This is a genomic window from Rhizobium sp. B21/90 (assembly GCF_019355815.1).
In the GTDB taxonomy this organism is placed as follows: Bacteria; Pseudomonadota; Alphaproteobacteria; order Rhizobiales; family Rhizobiaceae; genus Rhizobium; species Rhizobium rhododendri.
Genome location: NZ_CP072163.1, coordinates 1,080,122 through 1,099,161 on the forward strand (window position 1 = coordinate 1,080,122; position 19,040 = coordinate 1,099,161).

Annotated in this window: 17 protein-coding genes and 1 pseudogene; 13 read left to right on the forward strand and 5 right to left on the reverse strand. The window is 60.4% G+C overall.

Annotated features, from left to right (window positions below; all coding sequences use genetic code 11):
• Positions 1-81 precede the first annotated feature (81 nt).
• Together J5278_RS23050 and J5278_RS23055 are read left to right on the forward strand one after the other, a co-directional pair.
• Positions 82-807, forward strand: coding sequence for a response regulator (locus J5278_RS23050; protein ID WP_219258479.1), 726 nt, complete (start codon positions 82-84; stop codon positions 805-807).
• Entirely contained in the window at positions 800-2,125 is a 1,326-nt protein-coding gene (locus J5278_RS23055; RefSeq protein WP_219258480.1) for an ATP-binding protein, read from the forward strand. Before J5278_RS23050 ends, J5278_RS23055 begins: the two co-directional genes overlap by 8 nt.
• Positions 2,126-2,574: 449 nt before the next feature.
• Here J5278_RS23055 and J5278_RS23060 read toward each other — a convergent pair whose 3' ends face one another.
• The 4 genes and pseudogenes from J5278_RS23060 to repA form a co-directional block, all read right to left on the reverse strand.
• Positions 2,575-2,913, reverse strand: coding sequence for a hypothetical protein (locus tag J5278_RS23060; protein WP_219258481.1), 339 nt, complete (start codon positions 2,911-2,913; stop codon positions 2,575-2,577).
• A 239-nt stretch (positions 2,914-3,152) separates the two neighbouring features.
• Positions 3,153-4,156, reverse strand: a pseudogene (gene repC / locus J5278_RS23065) (plasmid replication protein RepC); the annotation flags it as partial.
• Between the two features lie 156 nt (positions 4,157-4,312).
• On the reverse strand, positions 4,313-5,290 hold the full coding sequence (repB, locus tag J5278_RS23070; RefSeq protein WP_219258482.1) for a plasmid partitioning protein RepB: 978 nt from the start codon (positions 5,288-5,290) through the stop codon (positions 4,313-4,315).
• A 75-nt stretch (positions 5,291-5,365) separates the two neighbouring features.
• Entirely contained in the window at positions 5,366-6,562 is a 1,197-nt protein-coding gene (repA, locus tag J5278_RS23075) for a plasmid partitioning protein RepA (RefSeq protein WP_142831347.1), read from the reverse strand.
• A gap of 303 nt (positions 6,563-6,865) precedes the next feature.
• Here repA and J5278_RS23080 point away from each other — a divergent pair, with 303 nt between their 5' ends.
• Entirely contained in the window at positions 6,866-7,651 is a 786-nt protein-coding gene (locus J5278_RS23080; protein WP_143123302.1) for an SDR family oxidoreductase, read from the forward strand.
• 5 nt (positions 7,652-7,656) lie between these two features.
• On the opposite strand, the gene J5278_RS23085 is transcribed toward J5278_RS23080, so the two are convergent.
• Complete coding sequence (locus tag J5278_RS23085; RefSeq protein WP_219259201.1) at positions 7,657-8,298, reverse strand: GntR family transcriptional regulator; 642 nt, start codon at positions 8,296-8,298, stop codon at positions 7,657-7,659.
• Positions 8,299-8,659: 361 nt separating this feature from the next.
• On the opposite strand from J5278_RS23085, the gene J5278_RS23090 reads away from it, so the two are divergent.
• From J5278_RS23090 to atzF, 10 genes are read left to right on the forward strand one after another with little or no spacing between them, the layout of a single operon-like run.
• Positions 8,660-9,790, forward strand: coding sequence for a BMP family ABC transporter substrate-binding protein (locus tag J5278_RS23090; protein WP_143123301.1), 1,131 nt, complete (start codon positions 8,660-8,662; stop codon positions 9,788-9,790).
• A 23-nt stretch (positions 9,791-9,813) separates the two neighbouring features.
• Positions 9,814-10,944 carry an ABC transporter permease gene (locus tag J5278_RS23095; RefSeq protein ID WP_219258483.1) on the forward strand — a complete coding sequence of 377 codons (1,131 nt, stop codon included), beginning with the start codon at positions 9,814-9,816 and terminating at the stop codon, positions 10,942-10,944.
• Positions 10,944-11,870 (forward strand): ABC transporter permease, encoded by a 927-nt coding sequence (locus tag J5278_RS23100; protein WP_219258485.1) that lies wholly within the window; start codon positions 10,944-10,946, stop codon positions 11,868-11,870. Before J5278_RS23095 ends, J5278_RS23100 begins: the two co-directional genes overlap by 1 nt.
• Positions 11,871-11,880: 10 nt before the next feature.
• Positions 11,881-12,897 carry a formamidase gene (locus J5278_RS23105; protein ID WP_219258486.1) on the forward strand — a complete coding sequence of 339 codons (1,017 nt, stop codon included), beginning with the start codon at positions 11,881-11,883 and terminating at the stop codon, positions 12,895-12,897.
• A gap of 10 nt (positions 12,898-12,907) precedes the next feature.
• On the forward strand, positions 12,908-13,609 hold the full coding sequence (locus J5278_RS23110) for a cysteine hydrolase family protein (RefSeq protein ID WP_219258488.1): 702 nt from the start codon (positions 12,908-12,910) through the stop codon (positions 13,607-13,609).
• Positions 13,609-14,667: a ring-opening amidohydrolase gene (locus tag J5278_RS23115; protein WP_219258494.1), complete on the forward strand. Its 1,059-nt coding sequence runs from the start codon at positions 13,609-13,611 to the stop codon at positions 14,665-14,667. The genes J5278_RS23110 and J5278_RS23115 overlap by 1 nt, the downstream gene beginning before the upstream one ends.
• Positions 14,664-16,217 (forward strand): ABC transporter ATP-binding protein, encoded by a 1,554-nt coding sequence (locus tag J5278_RS23120; protein ID WP_219258496.1) that lies wholly within the window; start codon positions 14,664-14,666, stop codon positions 16,215-16,217. The genes J5278_RS23115 and J5278_RS23120 overlap by 4 nt, the downstream gene beginning before the upstream one ends.
• Positions 16,217-16,885, forward strand: a complete 669-nt coding sequence (locus tag J5278_RS23125; protein WP_209186254.1) for a cysteine hydrolase family protein — start codon at positions 16,217-16,219, stop codon at positions 16,883-16,885. The genes J5278_RS23120 and J5278_RS23125 overlap by 1 nt, the downstream gene beginning before the upstream one ends.
• Complete coding sequence (locus tag J5278_RS23130) at positions 16,878-17,234, forward strand: cupin domain-containing protein (protein ID WP_143123297.1); 357 nt, start codon at positions 16,878-16,880, stop codon at positions 17,232-17,234. The genes J5278_RS23125 and J5278_RS23130 overlap by 8 nt, the downstream gene beginning before the upstream one ends.
• On the forward strand, positions 17,227-19,035 hold the full coding sequence (gene atzF / locus J5278_RS23135; RefSeq protein WP_219258498.1) for an allophanate hydrolase: 1,809 nt from the start codon (positions 17,227-17,229) through the stop codon (positions 19,033-19,035). The genes J5278_RS23130 and atzF overlap by 8 nt, the downstream gene beginning before the upstream one ends.
• Positions 19,036-19,040: the final 5 nt, after the last annotated feature.

The window sequence follows — 19,040 nt, forward strand, 5'->3', positions numbered from 1 at the left end:
GCCTCCCCAGGTGCGCGCCGTACCGTGTTATGAGAGATAAACGACGGGAGATAATTGCTCATGGAGTCGGCCTGCCCCCCCATGTCTAACGTGCCGAAAATCCTCATTGTCGAAGATGATGCCCAGATTGCAGGTCTCGTTCGGGACAGTCTCGTGGAGCAGGGAATGGTGGTCGATATTGCGGCAGACGGTGCGGCCATGGATGCAAGGATGAGAGCGGATGACTTCGATCTCGTCGTTCTCGATGTGATGCTTCCTGGTGAGGACGGGTTCAGCATATGCCGGAGGCTTCGCGGGGCCGGCGATATTCCCATCCTGATGCTGACATCCGTCAGTAGCGATATCGACAGGGTTGTCGGGCTCGAGATCGGTGCGGACGACTACGTCACCAAGCCCTTTGTCCTCAGGGAACTCGTTGCCCGCATCAAAGGGCTACTCCGCCGATCGAGACTCGCCTCTCCCCCGATCGAGGTTCGGCGAAAACGCATTTTCCGTTTCGACAACTGGCGTATTGATCCGATCCGGCGGCAGGTACACGACCCGAGCCATGCGCGCGTCGCCATGACAACACATGAGTTTGACCTCCTGATCGCTTTTTGTCAGAACCCCGGTCAAGTGCTGACCAGGGAACAGCTGCTGGCTCTCACCCACGCGGGTCTGGCCGGCCCGATCGAACGCAGCATCGACGTTCATATAAGTCGCCTGCGGCAAAAGATCGAACTCGACCCTCGCGATCCCTTGATTGTCAAAACGGTCCGGATGGGTGGCTACGTCTTCACGGCGGCGGTGGAGGAGGTCGATGCCTAAGACTGCCACCAGCATCCCCAAAACCCTTCGTGGTCAGATCACGCTCATCATTCTGGTGGCTTTGGTGACGGTCATTGTCTGTGGGCGGGCGCTGGAAAACCTTGCCAAACGAGACTTTACCGCACCCAACCTCGAAAGGGCTGTTGAGCAGGTGAAGACCCTGGCGATGCTTCTGTCGCAGACCCCTTCAGCGGATCGTTCCGCCATTGTTGCAACTGCCCGACGTGCAGGACTGGACGTCTCGCTCGCACCGATTTCGATGGTTTCGCAATTCAAGGGCTCGTCCGAACTCCAGAGCGTTGCCGAGACGTTTGCAGACTTGCTGTTTCCTCCGGACGGCGAGCCGCCTCTCGGCGGATGGCGAGCGCTGCTAGATGGGCGACGGGTCATTGCGGAGCGGGTCGACGAGCAAAACATCGTCGTGTCCTTCGGTTTTCCGGACACGATCATAACGAGCTCATTCCTCAGCCAAAGCACGTATTATTTCATGGCGGTCATCGTGCTCATCGTCTTCTTCTTCATCTTCGCGATTCGGACGGTGACAGAACCCATCAAGAAAATCTCCGAAGCAGCAACGCTTTCGGACATCAGCAGCGGCTCGCGTATTTTCGAAGAGCGCGGCAGCGTCGAGATTGTCTCTCTGGCGCGCGCGCTCAATGGCATGCGAAACCGGATCCATCTCATGGTCGAGGGCCGCACGCAGATGCTGAGAGGCATCAGCCACGATGTGCGCACGCCGCTGACGCGGCTCAGATTGCGGATCGAGCGTATGGGCGACGGCTCTACGCGAGACGCGCTGCTGACCGATATCGACCATATGGACAGGTTGCTCACAGAAAGTCTGAACTATCTTCGCGATGACTACGCCACCGAGGAGGTGGAACGGGTCGACGTCGCCAGCATCCTGCAGACCGTGTGCAGTGATTTCTCAGACGTTGGGTTCAACATGACCTATCGCGGGCCCAATAAAATGATCGCCAATTGCCGTCCGCTTTCCATGATGCGCGCTGTTACAAACCTCTGCGACAATGCCTCGAAGTTTTCCAACTCCGCCTGTGTTGAACTCCGGCAAACCGCAACCGGCTTTTCCATCTCGGTCGCCGACGACGGGCCGGGAGTATCCGAGGAACTCCGCGAAAAGGTGCTCCAACCGTTCTTCAAAGGAGATCCGTCACGACGCGGCCAAGCAGGCTTCGGTCTCGGCCTGTCTATTGTGGCCGACATCGCCCGCTCCCACGGCGGCAGCATCTCCTTGTCCTCCAATCAGCCCCACGGTCTGATTGCGCGGATCAGCGTACCTGATGCTAGACATGATTGAAGCGAAACGGAGACTTCCAAGAAGGCGAGCGGCGTGGATACAGGAAAGCGATTAGTGGCGTCGGTGACGAATTCGCTTGCCCCTCAAGGCTGGTGATCACGGCGTCTGCCGAACTGCTGACTATCCTGTCCCCTGCCTTTGTAGTGACTTCGGCGCAATGAGGTTCGAGCTCTGCTTGCACATGAGGGTGTGAGTCTAGACTATGCCATATGCCATATGCCATGCTTATCCGGCATTTGGCGCTGGCGTCGAGACGGCGTGGATTGAGGCGTCGCCTTACCGCCACATGCCTGATCTGAATGCGTACGGCTGGCTTTTGACGGCGCTGGAAGGATGTGGTCACCTCGGCATCGCGTGCTCAGACGGACAGCGTCACGTCAAGCGTGGGCCTTCCTGCTGGCGAAGCTTACGGCAAGGACGGCGAAAATGAGCGTTCCTGTTCCGACCTGTTATCGGCTGCCGGGCTTCGTGAAGGGCACCACGCGACCGTCCTTGGACTCCCCCTCATCCAGAGCATGCCGACCGATCAGCCTGACAAGAGTGGGTGAGACGTTCCAGTGCTTTTCGTCATCGGTATGGATCGTGACGGTTTTACGATTTCGACGGATGACGATCCCCGTAATCGTTTTGCCGTCGGTCGCCTCGAACATGACGGCACTGCCAATCTTAATCTGCCGCAATGCTTGATCTGTTTTTTGCCGATGGAGAAGATGAAGCCGCTCGACGATACGCTCGTTCAATGCCAGCAGTTGGGCCTCATCGAGCGTGTGGATATCGATATCGGTCATGGCGCAGCTTCATCCCTCAATGACAGTTTTCTTCAAGGACCATTTCGATTATGATGTAAGCTGCACACCGACACAATTGCCTGACAAACCGGAGCCGCGATAAAATCTGCCCATATACCCATTTTACAGCTCAAGACTTCGACGAATTTCTAACGAATAACTCTATATTTTATTTGCATTTTGTACTCATAACGGCACCCAAAGGGAGCCAAATTTCCGCTGTATCTACCACTCCCGCACCCTGTCTGCTCGCGTCTACCGGCATTGGCCCTTGCGAGCGACATCAGCATCGGGCCGATGGCGAACTCGCCGCGCTCCGTCCTGCGGGTGAGGTCGCGCAGATATCTGACGGCCGACGTGATGCTGCCGGCCCGTTCCAGCACGCAGGCCGTGACGGTCGCCGCATTCTCGGGCCCCATGATGGCGCATGCCTCCTCGCAGGCGCTGGGGCTGACCCCCATCAGGTCTCGCCAATTGCCGATACTGCCGCCCGGGCCGTAGGACAGGATTTCCGGGCAGGCCTGCAACACAAGCCCGAGCGGAAACGCCTTTAGGCCCGGTTGATCTCTGCTCGCCGTCGTGGTTTCACCAAACGGCCATCCGTTAGGCTTTTGCGCTCGAAAGCCTCATCCGCCGCAGGGGCCTCATCGATCTCTTCGACAATAGGCGTGATGTCATGGATGTCGGGCGAGCGTGGGATCCGGGCTATGAGATCGCGGAAATGCCCTTGTACCATAGGCCAGTCACCCGGCACGCCCTCTTCCAGCGCCGTCGCGATCAGCTTGGCAATGTCACGCCGGCAGAGCGACAGGCGCTCGCGCATCGCCCTGAGCGGGCTCGGTCGACGGTGACCTGCGCTGCCAGTGTCTGGATTCATCAGAGCGGGCAATCAGCGGGGCGATATTGAAGCCATAGGCCTGGTCGACCTCCCCCTCCCCGTCCCGGCGCGCAAAGCGCTTGCCGTTCGGGCTATCCTTGCGCACCAGCAATCCGGCGTCCATCAGCGCTGCCAGATGGCGGTGCAGCGTCGCTGGCGCAATGCCGTGGGCGCGGATCGACAGCTGGGCGTTGGAGGGAAAGACAGCGAGGCCGTGCTTTGCACTGAGCTCATTGCCCGGATAGAAGCTCAGCAGCGCGTTAAGCACCGCCAGCGCCCTGTCGGAAAGACCGAGCATTGGCTTGCCAGCAGGCCAAGCGTCATCTCCCGCCGACCAAAGGGCGTCGTCACACTTCCTGTCTGCATTTTCTCGTCACCTTCGATAAGGCAATAGAAATCTGCTCACCAAACGGAGCCAACATTCTTGATGGTGTTTCCGGAAAATGCCGATTCATAGTCGGCTATAATTTCGAGAAGCGCTTCCACATCCACAACGTTTTGCGGGCCTTTCTCTGGTGTGGTTCAGTCTTTTGCTTTATTCGCGTCACGGATGGAAAATGAGTGGTAAAGCTGTTCCAGATTTTCCGACAGATAATCTCCGAACGCCGCAGCATCCTTGGATTTCAGCGCCAGCGAGAATGTCATACCATCATGCTTTGCTGTGACGCTGACACTTTTGTTCGCCAGCGACCATGATTTTTCCTGAACCTTGCGCGCGACCCGCTTGCTCTGCTTGAGGTGTGACATGAGCCTTTGAAAGCGCTCGTCACTGGTCCCCTCCGCAAATTCAGGGCTGACAATGAACGTCATCGCCTTGTCCAGACTGGATGGCTTCTCCAGTAAGATCTTCAATTCGTACCAGCGATCTCGGCCGATCGACTTCGCAGTCCCGATAGCCTCCAGTATCTCCGGTGGAATGCTTGTGACCGCCAGCATTTTTGAGAGCGTCGCACGATCAAGCGACAGCGCCGTCATGATGATGTGGTTGTCATTGTCGTAGTGAAGACGCGACAGCTCACCGGCAAAGACTGCGCGTTCGATGAAAGAGAGGTTGGCACGGGCAGAGTTCTCCTGTCCCTGCGCAACGACATGCTCCCGATCTTCCATATCCTTGACGACGGCACGGACCTTACGCCCCAACGTCTTGGCCGCCCTTAGCCGCCGGTGGCCGAAAACCACCATGTAGCGACCGTCGGTCTTGGGATGCGGACGGACCAGAATGGGACTATCCTGTCCCCTGTCCCTGATGCCGTTCACCAGCTCCTCGAATTCCTTGGCATCGTCTTCGAGGCGATCCCTGATGAAGGAAGCATCTACGACATCGGGATCGAGTTCGACAATCGTTTGTCCTTCGAGCAATTTGTCTGCACGGCTGGCGAGCTCATCGATGGAATTCAAAATCGACCTTGAAGCGCCCTTGACGGTATAGTCGAGCAGCGGCCGGGTTTCATCCGAAACATGGTCGTCCATGACATGGGCAAATGGGTTCTTACGCGCCATCTGTGTTACCCTCCAATTGCATTAGACCCTTGAATAATATTGAGAAATCCTTGCTTTTGACGGCAGTCAACATCGTCACATCCGCCCCCACGCACGGTGAATCAAACCCTGGATCTCGAAATTGACGGCATCCATGCATTCGATGGCCCGGTCATAAGTCCCACGCGTGAAATTCGAGCGCTCAACTTCGTACAAGGTCTGCTTCGTAAGGCCCGCATCTGAGATCGCCGTGGTCTTGACCATCGGGCTTTTCAAGATCTCCTCTGCGAGCATCGATTGCATGAATCCGAGCATCTGGACCTGCGGCACGTCTGTCGGCTCGTATCGGGTGATGAGATAACGCAGCCAGTCCATCCGCACGTCCGCACCCGCCTTCTTGATCGTCCGGGTGATATTGCCGAGCATCAGCAGGAATTGGCTCATTGACATCAGGTCGAGCATTTGCGGGTGAACGGTGATGAGAACGGATGTCGCAGCAGTCAAAGCGGTCAGAGTCAGATAGCCGAGTTGCGGTGGGCAATCGATCACCACGACATCGTACCTGTCGTCGACTTCCAGCAGGCCCTTGCCCAGACGCGTGAAGAAACGCTTCCCCTCGGTGCCGACCTGCATCGCCAACGGCGTGTCGTATTCGTATTCCTGCAGCTCAAGATTTGCCGGAATGATGTCGAGGCCCGGGAAGTTGGTCTGCAGGATCACGTCGCTGATCGGCTTGCGTTCGTCATCATAACGGATCGTGTCGTAGAGCGACGGGTTCTTGTCCAGCTCCGGCTGAAATCCGTGAAGCGCCGAGAGCGAGGCCTGCGGGTCGAGATCGATTGCAAGGACCCGGTGGCCGGTCAGGGCAAGATGCTGGGCCAGATGGGCGGCCGTCGTCGTCTTGCCTGACCCGCCCTTGAAATTGACGACGGCCACCACTTGCAGTTTGTCGCCTGCCTTGCGATGCGGCACATACTTCTTGGCTTCGGCCTTTCCGGTCTTATCCAGCAGCAGGCGAAGTTCCGACATCTGTTCCGCAGTATAGAGACGCCGACCTCCGGACGAGGTCTCGGGGACCGGGCCCTTGCCTTCCAGATGCAATCGCTTCAGATTGTTGGGGCTTACACCGAGATAATGCGCCACCTCCGCCATCGAAAACTTGCGCAGCGTCTTGCGTGCATTGGGCGGAAATTTCTCGAAGCGAAGCTGATCCAGCTTGCGCGAGATTTCTGCTCCCTGCTGCAGGATTTTATCGTCGAACTCAAACGACGGCAGCGGGGTGAAAGCATTCATGTCAAAGGACCATTCTGGCGATATTTTTCTGTGTATCGATGAATTGCCGCCATTATCTCCTTTTCTTTGATTCTGACAAGCAATTTAGAAGTCTGGCAAAGGGTAAAAGGTGCTGGGGCGCGCGCATCTCGTATCGACGGAGGCTTTTACCGGGGATGGGAGCAACCATCATGAAAACGTGAATGGTTTCTCGTCGCTTCAGGCGTAATGCTCGAGATGGTGGCCTGCTAGTCTGGCCGCCGCGCTCTGGTTGCGCTGCCTGGCGAACAGGCTCTGCGACCGGTCGGGGGATATAGACAGGAGATGGATGTGCATACGAAAAGCTTCAACGACAAGATCGTTCTCGTTACCGGCGGCTCGAAGGGTATCGGCTTGGCATGTGCCAAGCAATTTGTCGGGGAGGGGGCCCGTGTCGTCATCAGTTCTCGCTCGCAAGCCAATATCGACGAAGCGCTGAAAATGCTGCCGGGTGCAGTCGGCTTTGCCGCCGATCTCTCCGATGGTGCGGCTGCAGCGGCTTTGGTCAAACGGGTAGGACTGGATGTCGGTCCTGTCGACGTCCTCGTCAACTCGGCCGGTGCAGCCAAGCGATCGCCACCGGAGGACCTGACGCCCGCCTTCTGGCGCGCAGCCATGGATGCAAAGTTCTTCTCGACCATCAACGTTGTCGATCCCATCGTCAAGGCGATGGCTGCGCGGGGTCATGGCGTCATTATCAATATCATCGGCGCTGGCGGCAAGGTGGCGAGCCCCATCCATCTTGCGGGCGGTTCGGCGAATGCGGCGCTGATGTTGGCGACTGCTGGTCTCGGCAATGCCTATGCCGCATCCGGAGTGCGTATCGTCGGCATCAGTCCCGGTCTGACGCAAACCGGGAGAGTGGCGGAGGGAGTTGCAGCGGATGCGCGCCTTGCCGGCATCACCATCGAAGCCGCCATCGAGAACAGCGTTAAAAAGATCCCGATCGGGCGTATGGCGCTGCCGGAAGAAGTGGCCGACCTCGCGCTCTTTCTGGCCTCGGACAAGGCACGCTATATCACCGGCATCACCATTACCATGGATGGCGCCCAGTATCCTGTGGTCGTGTAGGAAGCTTACTTCTTGCTCGACGCCTGGTTATCGCTATCGCGGGCAAACACCAGACTGGCGTCGCTGACCGTGGCGACGTGCGCGTGGGCAGCGCGGCCGGCGAGCGCCGCCTCGCCGCGCAGGATGGCCATGACGATGGTCTCGTGTTCCTCAAAGGACCTCACCATGCGCCCGGAGAGCCTGAACTGCGCCCTTCGAAACGGCGCAAGTCGCGCGCGGGTCTGGGTTACGAGCTCGTAAACGTGGTCGTTGTGCGCACCGCGATAGAGGCGCGTATGAAATTCGGTATTATGCGCCGCATATTCCTCTTCCCCGCCGAGATGTACAAGCCGCGCCGATGCGCGGTGCTCGAGCTCCAGCTGGCGTCGTTCATCGACGGTCATGCGCTCGGCGGATAGCCGGGCGCAGATGCCTTCCAGTTCGGCCATGGCCTCGAACATCGATACGAGATGCTGTTGTGTCACCCTCGTGACCACGGCGCTGCGGTTTGGCTGGCGGCCAACAAGGCCAATGGCGCAAAGCTGGCCCAGCGCTTCGCGCACCGGTGTCCGCGAAACCTCGAAACGTCCCGCGAGAGACACTTCGTCAAGCTTGTCGCCGGGTTGCATGGCGCCGGTGATGATCATGTCGGCGATAGCGCGGACCATTTGCTCGACGGTGGTCCCGGCGCGCACGACTGCTTTTTTCGAGGGCGATTTCACACGTTGTCTCTACATCTAAGACGTACTGCATACAGATGCATCGAGAACAACAGGATGTCAATGTTAGCACAAGCCATTGTTATGAAACATTATTTTTTAGAGTTTGGCGATCGACCCATTCGGGAGCTCGCAGAAATCCGAAAAGCCGATAATATATTCATCAGCTCAGAAAAAGTGCATACAGTTTGTGCTCATCCCATGTCGGCATCTCATAAAGCATTGATATCATGATACTTTCAAAGTGGCATGGCAGTTGCTTCAAGACTTTCGTAACCTGTTGACCCGGCAATGCCGCGAGGAGATCACCATGACCAAACTCCTGCCAATGAACCGCCGTACATTTCTCCAGACGACCGCGGGGGCCGGCGCGGCCCTCGGCCTCTCGTCTTCCCTTTTCGCGACCGGTGCCGCGGCGCAAACCGCGCTGACTGTGGGCTTCATCTATGTCGGCCCCAAGGACGACTACGGCTACAATCAGGCGCACGCGGAAGGCGCTGCTGTCGTCAAGGCGATGCCCGGCGTCACTGTCATCGAGGAGGAGAATGTACCGGAAACCGTCGACGTCCAGAAAACCATGGAATCGATGATCAATCTCGATGGTGCAACGCTGATCTTCCCGACCTCCTTCGGTTATTTCGACCCCCATATGCTGGCAGTTGCAGCAAAGTATCCAAACATTCAATTCCGCCACTGCGGCGGTCTCTGGCAGAAGGACAAGAACCCGATGAACACCGGGTCGTACTTCGGCTATATCGGCCAGGGGCAGTACCTGAACGGCATCACGGCAGCCTACGCGTCGAAGAGCAAGAAAATCGGATTCGTCGCTGCAAAGCCGATCCCGCAGGTGTTGCAGAACATCAATTCCTTCCTGCTCGGCGCCCGCTCGGTTGATCCAGCCATCACCTGCCAGGTCATCTTCACCGGAGAATGGTCGCTTGCCGTCAAGGAGGCCGAGGCCACCAATGCTCTGATCGACCAGGGCGCCGACGTCATCACCTGCCACGTGGACAGCCCCAAAGTCGTGGTCGAGACGGCCGCCGGGAGAGGCGCGTTTGTCTGTGGATACCACGCCAACCAGAGCCCGCTTTCGCCCGAAAAATATCTGACCGGCGCCGAGTGGGCCTGGGGGAATGTCTACACAAACTTCGTCACGGAAGCCCAGGCCGGCAAGCCGCTTGGAAACTTCGTGCGCGGCGGCCTGAAGGATGGCTTCGTCAAGATGAGCCCTCTTGGACCCGGCGTGTCGGCAGAATCCCGCACTAAGTTCGAAGCAACGCTGGCATCGATGAAGGCCGGTGGCTTCTCGGTATTCAAGGGGCCGCTGAAGGACAACAAGGGCAATGTCGTCGTGACCGCAGGGCAGTCTCTTGCCGAGGACGCCATTGAGCTCGAAAGCATGGGCTACCTTGTCGAGGGCGTCGTCGGCTCGACGGCTTGAGCGTGAAGAGGGGAGGGCAGGTCATGGCCGCCGAGATCGAAACGTCCACGATATCGTCGCCGGCAGCGCGAGCCGCGTTATTGCGGCCGGCACTGGGGTGGTTGGCGCGTCGCGCCGAGCCGGTTGCGATTTCGTTCGGAGCGGTTTTTGCGGGCCTGGCTGTCTTCTCCCTGTTCATTCTGGCGGTCGGCAAATCGCCGGCCGTCCTTTTCCAGTTGATGTATGCCGGTGGCTTCGGCAGCTGGTTTTCAATGCAGAATGCGCTCAGCCGGGCAGCACCGCTCCTGTTGACGGCGCTGTGCGTGGCGCTGCCGGCGCGGCTGGGGCTGGTCATCATTGGCGGGGAGGGCGCGGTTGTTCTTGGTGGCGTTGCGGCGGCGGCGATCGCCCTACCGCTCACCGCAACCCTGTCGCCGGTCGTCGTCGTTCCTCTGATGGCGCTTGCCGGCATGCTGACCGGCGCCATCTGGATCGGCTTTGCCGGATTTCTGCGTCACTACAGGGGTGTCAACGAGACAATTTCCAGTCTCCTGCTTGCCTATATCGCCATTGCCTTGATGAACCACCTTATCGAGGGACCGCTCCGGGACCCCGCCAGCCTCAACAAGCCCTCGACCGCGCCTCTGCCGGCAAATTTCATGCTTGGTCATATCCCTGGCATGGACGTCAACTGGGGTCTTGCCATCGGCGTCATCGCCTGCATCCTTTGCTTCGTTCTGATCGAGGCCACCAGCATCGGCTTTGCCGCGCGCATCGCCGGCGGCAATGTCCGCGCGGCGCAAGTCCAAGGATTGCCCGTGGGCCGCCTGATGGTCGGCTTTACGGCTCTGGCTGGAAGCTTTGCCGGTCTGGCCGGCATGGTGCAGGTCTCGGCGGTGCAGGGCACGGCCAATGCGTCGCTCGCCTCCGGCTATGGCTATACTGGCATCCTTGTCGCATTTCTCGCGCGCCACAATCCGCTGGCAATCATACCCGTCGCCATCCTTCTCGGCGGCATCGATGCGTCGGGCGGGTTGATCCAGCGACGCATGGGCCTGCCGGACGCGACCGTACTTGTGCTGCAAGGCACGCTCTTTCTCTTCATCCTGTTCTGCGAGACCTTTTACGGCCGCTTCAAGATCTTCAACCCCGACCTCTGGAAGAGGAGCGCCTGATGGACGACACCGCAATCGGTCTTTGGGGCGTACCGCTGGCCATTTTCGCTGGCGCGATCCGTGTCTCGACGCCATTCATCTTCGTCAGCCTCGGCGAATCGATCACCGAGCGCTCCGGCCGCATCAATCTTGGCCTCGAGGGGACGCTGGTGTTCGGCGCAATGACCGCCTACGCTGTTGCCGTCATGAGCGGTTCGCCCTGGCTCGGCGTGCTCGCGGCGATGGCGACCGGGGCAGTCTTCGGCCTCGTGCACGGCTTCATCTGCAAATTCCCCAAGATCAACGATATCGCGATCGGCATCGCGATGATGCAGTTCGGCCTGGGCCTTGCCTTCTTCCTCGGCAAGTCCTTCATCAAGCCTGCGGCACCGCACTTGCCATCGATCCCGCTCGGCGGCTGGTCGCGCCTGCCGCAGATCCAGGCGGCGCTGAACATCAACGTGCTGTTCGTCATCGGCGCGCTTTTGGCGGTGGCGCTGTGGTGGGGCTTCCGCAACACGCGCCTCGGCCTGATCCTGCGGGTGGTCGGCGATAGCTCGGATGCCGCCCGCGCCATGGGTCTTAACCCCGATACCGTCCGCCTGCTGGCAACTGCCGCCGGAGGGTCGCTTGCAGCCATCGGCGGCGCCTATCTGTCGCTGTTTTATCCCGGCTCCTGGAACGAGGGCATTTCATCGGGGCAGGGGCTGATGGCGGTGGCGCTGGTCATCTTTGCCCGCTGGAACCCGATCGGCTGTTTTCTAGCTGCATTGCTGTTCGGCGGCGCCGGTGCGCTCGGTCCTTCGCTGCAATCTGTCGGCGTGACGCAGGGCTACTACCTGTTTTATGCGGCGCCGTATGTACTGACGCTCGTCATCCTGATCGCCACATCCTCGCCCACCCGGTCGCTCTCAGGCGCGCCCGCCTCGCTATCGATAACCAAGTAAAGGACACGCCATGAACGGTCTCGGAGGACTGAACATCTCGGAAAACGGCGTCGGCATCGGCCTGGTTCAGCTCCAGTTGCCGGTGACGGTGACGAAGGACGACCTGGCCCGCCAGACGCAGGTGATCGTCGACCTCGTCGGCAAAGCGCGGCGCAACCAGTCCGGCATGGATCTCGTCGTCTTCCCGGAATATGCGCTGCACGGACTGTCGATGGACATCAACCCGGACATCATGTGCCGGATGGACGGTCCGGAAGTGGCCGCATTCAAGCAGGCCTGTCGCGACAACCATATCTGGGGATGCTTCTCGCTCATGGAATTCAATCCCGGTGGCATGCCCTACAACTCCGGCATCATCATCGACGACCAGGGTGAACTCAAACTCTATTATCGCAAGATGCATCCGTGGGTGCCGGTCGAGCCGTGGGAACCCGGCGATCTCGGCATTCCGGTCATCGACGGCCCCAAGGGCGCAAAGCTGGCACTGATCATCTGCCATGACGGCATGTTCCCGGAAATGGCTCGCGAATGCGCCTACAAGGGCGCCGAGATCATGATCCGCACGGCCGGCTACACCGCCCCGATCCGCGAAAGCTGGCGCTTTACCAACCAGTCGAATGCCTTCTGCAACCTGATGGTGACAGTCAGTGTCTGCATGTCCGGCTCCGACGGCAGCTTCGATTCCATGGGGGAGGGGATGATCTGCAATTTCGACGGTTCGATCATCGCCCACGGAACATCCGGCCGCGTCAACGAGATCATCACCGCCGAGGTGCGGCCTGATCTCGTCCGCGAGGCACGGCGCGGCTGGGGCGTTGAAAACAACATCTACCAGTTCGGCCATCGCGGCTATGTGGCCGTTGCCGGCGGCGCCGGCGATGCGCCCTACACCTACATGCACGATCTGATGGCAGGGCAGTACAAGCTGCCTTGGGAGGATGAGATCAAGGTCAAGGATGGAACGACCTGCGGCTTTGAGAAGCCGACGAGGTCCTATCGCGAAACACGCAAGATAGCCGGCGAATAGGAGGCCTGATATGGATTTGCAGACGGAAACCAAGGGACGCTTCATCACGTCCGATCCCTATCCCTGGCCCTATAACGGCGCGCTGCGCCCCGATAATACGGCGCTTATCATCATCGACATGCAGACCGACTTCTGCGGCGCCGGCGGCTATGTCGATCATATGGGCTATGACCTCTCGCTGGTGCGAGCGCCGATCGCCCCGATCAAGGCGGTGCTGACAGCCATGCGCGCGAACGGCTATCACATCATCCATACCCGCGAAGGCCACCGGCCTGACCTTGCAGACCTGCCGGCCAATAAGCGCTGGCGTTCGCAGCGCATCGGCGCTGGCATCGGCGATGTGGGCCCCTGCGGCCGCATCCTGGTACGGGGCGAGCCCGGCTGGGATATCATCGAGGAACTCTACCCCATCGCCGGCGAGACGATCATCGACAAGCCCGGCAAGGGCTCGTTCTGCGCGACCGACCTTGAGCTCATTCTTCACCAGAAGCGCATCGAGAACATCATCCTTACCGGTATTACGACGGACGTCTGCGTCCACACGACGATGCGCGAGGCGAACGACCGCGGGTTCGAATGCGTCATGCTGGAGGATTGCTGCGGCGCCACCGACTACGGCAACCACCTCGCCGCCATCAAGATGATCAAGATGCAGGGCGGCGTCTTCGGCGCCGTCTCGACATCGCAGGCGATCATCGAGGGGATCGGCTGATGTCCTCCCGCCGCGCCTTCGTCGCTCGCATCGCAGCAGATGGCCCCAATGATATTGCCGGCGTCGAGGCCTTGTTCGATGCTGCCCTGCCACCTGGCGATCTCGTTGCCATTCTCGGCAAGACCGAGGGCAATGGCTGCGTCAACGATTTCACGCGCGCCTTCGCCACGACGAGCTTCGAAACGCTGTTTGCAAAGCACGGCATATCCGGCGCCTCGATCGTGATGTCCGGCGGCACCGAAGGCGCGCTGTCGCCGCACTGGACAGTTTTTGGCCGGCAGCAGGTGGCGGATGAGGGAACCGGCGCACTTGCAATCGGCGTTGCCCGCACGTCTGTATTGCCGTGGCAGCATCTCGGCCGCAGGCAACAGGTGCTGAGCGTGGCAGAGGCGGTACGCGCGGCGATTGCCGATGCCGGGATCGACACGTTGGAAGACGTGCATTTCGTGCAGATCAAGTGCCCCCTTCTGACCCAGCGACGGGTCCTCGAAGTCGAGCACGCCGGCGGCACGACAGTCACCCGCGACGCATTGAAATCCATGGCCTATTCCCGTGGCGCATCGGCGCTGGGTGTGGCGGTGGCCCTCGGCGAACTGGATCCGGACACGATTTCGGACAGTGATATCTGCACCCGGCTCGACCTCTTCTCCGGCCGTGCCTCGACATCCGCCGGCGTCGAACTCGATGACCACGAAATCATCGTGCTCGGCATGAGTCCGCGCTGGTCCGGCCCGCTCGCCATCGACCACGCCATCATGGGCGATGCGATCGACACAGCCGGTGTAAAGGAAGCACGCGACCGCCTCGGCGACGCCACTCTCGTGGCGGTACTCGCCAAGGCCGAAGCGGACCCTTCCGGTTCTGTCCGCGGTCGCCGGCATACCATGCTTGACGACAGCGATATCTCCTCCACCCGGCATGCGCGCGCCTTCGTCGGCGGCGTCCTTGCCGGACTGTTCGGGGCGACGGACCTCTATGTCTCCGGCGGCGCTGAACACCAGGGGCCTCCCGGCGGCGGACCCGTTGCCGTCATCGTTGAAAGGCAGGAACTGACATGATCCAGATCCGCGACACACCACTTCCGGCCCGTGGCAAGGCCGTCGGCATCCAGACGCACGACATGACCATGCGCTTCGGCAGCTTTACCGCGCTCGACCACGTCTCCATCGACGTTCCTGCCGGCTCCTTTCACGCGCTGCTCGGCGAAAACGGCGCCGGCAAATCGACACTCGTGAAATGCATCATGGGCTTTTACCACCAGACATCCGGCTCGCTGTCCGTCGGGGACAGGGAGGTCGCCATTGGCTCGCCCAAGGATGCGGCAAGCTACGGGCTCGGCATGGTCTACCAGCACTTCACGCTGGTGCCATCGCTGACGGGGGCGGAAAATCTGGTGATCAGCCGCGCCCACGTGCCGGCCGTGATCAATTGGGCCAGGGAGAACCGGGATCTGGCAGAGTTCATGGAGACAATGCCTTTCAAGATCCCCCTCGACCGTCCGGTTCAGGAACTGGCCGCCGGCGAGAAGCAGAAGCTGGAAATCGTCAAGCAACTCTATCTCGGCCGCTCCTTCCTGGTGCTCGATGAACCGACATCGGTGCTGACACCGGCAGAAGCCGATGAGATGCTCGCCGTCGTGCGCGGCATGACGGAGCGCGGCGAACTCACCGTGCTGATGATCAGCCACAAATTTCACGAGGTAACCAAGTTTGCCGATTCCGTCACCGTCCTCAGGCGCGGCAAGATGGCAGGGGGCGGCAAGGTGGCAGATCTTACCACACAGGACATGGCTGCGATGATGATCGGCGACGTCAAGCTGGTTGAACTCGACTCGCGATTGCCGGTCGCCGATACGGCAGACCCGGTTCTGGCCGTCAGCGGCATCCGGGCACGGGATCGCTCCGGGTTGAAGAGCATCGACATCGAAAATCTCGACGTTCGCGCCGGGGAGATCGTCGGCATCGCTGGCATCTCAGGGAACGGACAGAAGGAACTGGCCGAAGTGCTCGCCGGACAAAGACCGCTCGAGGCCGGCACGATCACAGTCAAGGGGAGGCCATACGGTGCCACGCGGAAGGAAGCGCGCGCCAACAATGTCCGCTTCATTCCCGAGGAACCGCTGACGAATGCCTGCGCGCCCAGAATGACAGTGACGGAAAACCTCGCGTTCCGCACGTTCGATGTCAAGCAGAAGACCGGGCGCAAGGTCTCTTGGCTCGACAAGACATCGATGCGCCGGCGCGCTGAGGCGCTGATCGCCGATTTCAAGGTGAAAACCGCCTCGGCTTCCTCGCCGATCGCCTCGCTCTCCGGTGGAAATATCCAGCGCGCGGTGCTCGCCCGCGAACTGACGGGCGAGGTCGATCTGCTGATCGTCTCCAATCCCTGCTTTGGCCTCGACTTCTCGGCTGTCGCCGAAATCCGGGCACGGATCATGAGGGCGCGCAACGCTGGCACCGCCGTGTTGCTGCTGTCCGAGGATCTCGACGAACTCCTGGAGATGTCGGACCGCATCATGGTGATGTCAGACGGCAAGCTCGTCTACGAAACACCGATCCGCAACGCGGATGTCGGCGTCATCGGCGCGCATATGGCGGGACACCACTGATGGCCGGGATCAAAGCACAGCCATTCGCCTTTCCACTCAAACGAGACAGGATTGCGCTCGTCGTCATCGACATGCAGCGTGATTTTGCAGAGCCCGGCGGCTTCGGCGAGAGCCTTGGCAACGATGTCGGCCGCATCACCCGCATCGTCCCCGATGTCGCAAGGCTGATCGCGGGCTTCCGCGCGGCCGGGCTGCCTGTCGTTCACACCATGGAATGTCATCGGCCTGATCTCTCCGATCTGCCGGCTGCCAAGCGCAATCGCGGTAATCCGGCACTGCGTATCGGCGACGAAGGACCGATGGGACGGGTTCTTATATCGGGCGAACCCGGCACTGCGATCCTCGAGGCGGTCGCGCCGGTGGCCGGTGAGGTGGTGATCGAAAAGCCCGGCAAAGGCGCTTTTTACGCCACGCCCCTCGGCGACATCCTGAAGAGCAGGGGCATCGAGCAGCTGGTGTTTGCCGGCGTAACGACAGAGGTTTGCGTCCAGACGACGATGCGCGAGGCAAACGATCGCGGCTACGAATGTCTTCTCTGCGAAGAAGCGACGGAAAGCTATTTCGAGGACTTCAAGCGCGCAGCCATTGCCATGATCCGCGCGCAAGGGGCGATCGTCGGCTGGACCGCGCATCTCGACGATATTCTGGAGGGACTGGCCGATGCCTGAGACGACGCGCGAAAACCTGACATCGGGAGGCTGGAAGAGCCTCGAATTCGGCCCTTTCCGGCCCGGCGTCACCCTACACTGGCTCCAGAATTTCGAAGACGACCAGCCGGGCGTCGCCCTGCTGAAATACGAACCCGGCGCCGCCGTGCCCCGCCATCGGCATATGGGGCTCGAAACCATCCTCGTGCTCGATGGCGTCCAGTCGGACGAGGCCGGAGACTATGGTCCGGGCACCGTGGTGATCAACAGGATAGGGTCCGAGCACTCCGTCTGGACAAAAACAGGGTGTGTCGTTCTCATCCAGTGGGACCGGCCGGTAATGATTTTGGAAGAGAGTAACAATGACTGACGGACAAACATTCGACATCGCCTCCCTGCACCGGGCCTACGCTGGCGGCTGGACCGTCGCCGAGATGGTCGACACGGTTTTTGCCCGCATTGCCGATGTCGACGACCCCGGCATTTTCCTGCATCTGGCGGACCGTATTGCGCTGCTGGCGCAGGCGGCAACCCTCGGGCCATTCGACCCGGTGGCAAAGCCGCTCTGGGGCATCCCCTTCGCCGTCAAGGACAACATCGATGTCGCCGGCATGCCGACCACGGCGGCCTGCCCGGATTTTGCCTTCCACCCGGATGTAGACGCAACCGTCGTTCGCCTGTTAAAGGAGGCCGGCGCACTGGTTATCGGCAAGACCAATCTCGACCAGTTCGCCACCGGCCTCGTCGGCGTCCGCACACCCTTTCCAGTGCCCCGTAATGCCATCGATCCGACACTCGTGCCGGGCGGATCGAGCTCCGGTTCGGCCGTTGTTACGTCACACGGCATCGTTAGCTTTGCACTCGGGACCGATACCGCTGGTTCCGGCCGCATCCCGGCCGGCCTCAACAACATCGTTGGCCTGAAGCCGAGCGTCGGTGCGCTTTCGACAACCGGCGTGCTGCCGGCCTGCCGCACGCTCGACTGTGTTTCGATCTTCGCCCTGACGGCTGACGACGCCTTCAAGGTATTTTCGGTCGCCGCCAGATACGATGCAGCGGACGCCTATTCGCGAGCGATCCAGGTCACAGGATACGGCCCACTGCCGCCGGTGCTCACCATCGGTGTGCTTGCACCGGAAGACAGAAAATTCTTCGGCGATGCGGCAATGGAGGCATCCTATGAGGATGCGCTTTCGATGCTGTCAGCGCTCGGGCACAAGCTTGTCCAAGTGCCGTTTGCAGACTTCTACAAGACGGCCGATCTTCTCTACGAGGGTGCCTGGGTGGCGGAACGCTATGCTGCCGTGAAGGATTTCTTCGATGCCCACCTGGAGAGTTTCCACCCCGTGACTGCCAAGATCTACGGTGGCGCCAAATCGCTGTCGGCGGCGGATGCCTTCAACGGGCTCTACGCATTGCAGGCTCTGAAGAGATCGGTCGCACCGCTGATCGCATCGGTAGATCTTATCTGTGTCCCAACAGCGCCGCGTCACTATACCCGCACCGAGCTTGAGGCAGAGCCGATCCGGGAGAACAGCCGGCTTGGAACCTACACCAACTTCGTTAATTTGCTAGACATGTGCGGCGTCGCGGTGCCGACAGGCACCCGGAGCGATGGCTTGCCGGCTAGCATCACGCTGCTGGCGCCAGCCGGAAAGGACGGGTTGACCGCAGCACTGGCGGCCGTCCTCCACGAGCGGAGCGGATCGACACTCGGGGCAACCGGCTGGAAACAGCCAGCGCCACCTTTGCTGCCGGAGACAGACGAACCCGGCCAGATCGACCTCGTCGTTGTCGGCGCCCACCTATCGGGCATGCCTTTGAACATCCAGCTTCGCGATCTCGACGCACGTTTTGTTCGCGCCACGACCACGGCCGCCGACTACCAGCTGTTCAGCCTTGCCAACCAGACACCAGCTAAGCCCGGTCTGATCCGATGCGCGGAAAATACCGGCGCCAGGATCGAGGTGGAAGTCTGGCGTCTCTCTGCCGCCGGCTTTGGAAAATTCGTCGCCGCCATTCCCCCCCCGCTCGGCATCGGGACCATCATGCTGAGCGACGGCAGCCGGGCAAAAGGCTTTCTGGCCGAGCCGGTGGGTCTCGAAGGCGCAGAGGATATATCCTCCTTCGGCGGATGGCGGGCTTTCGTCAACAGGTCGACGACGACTTGAAAAAT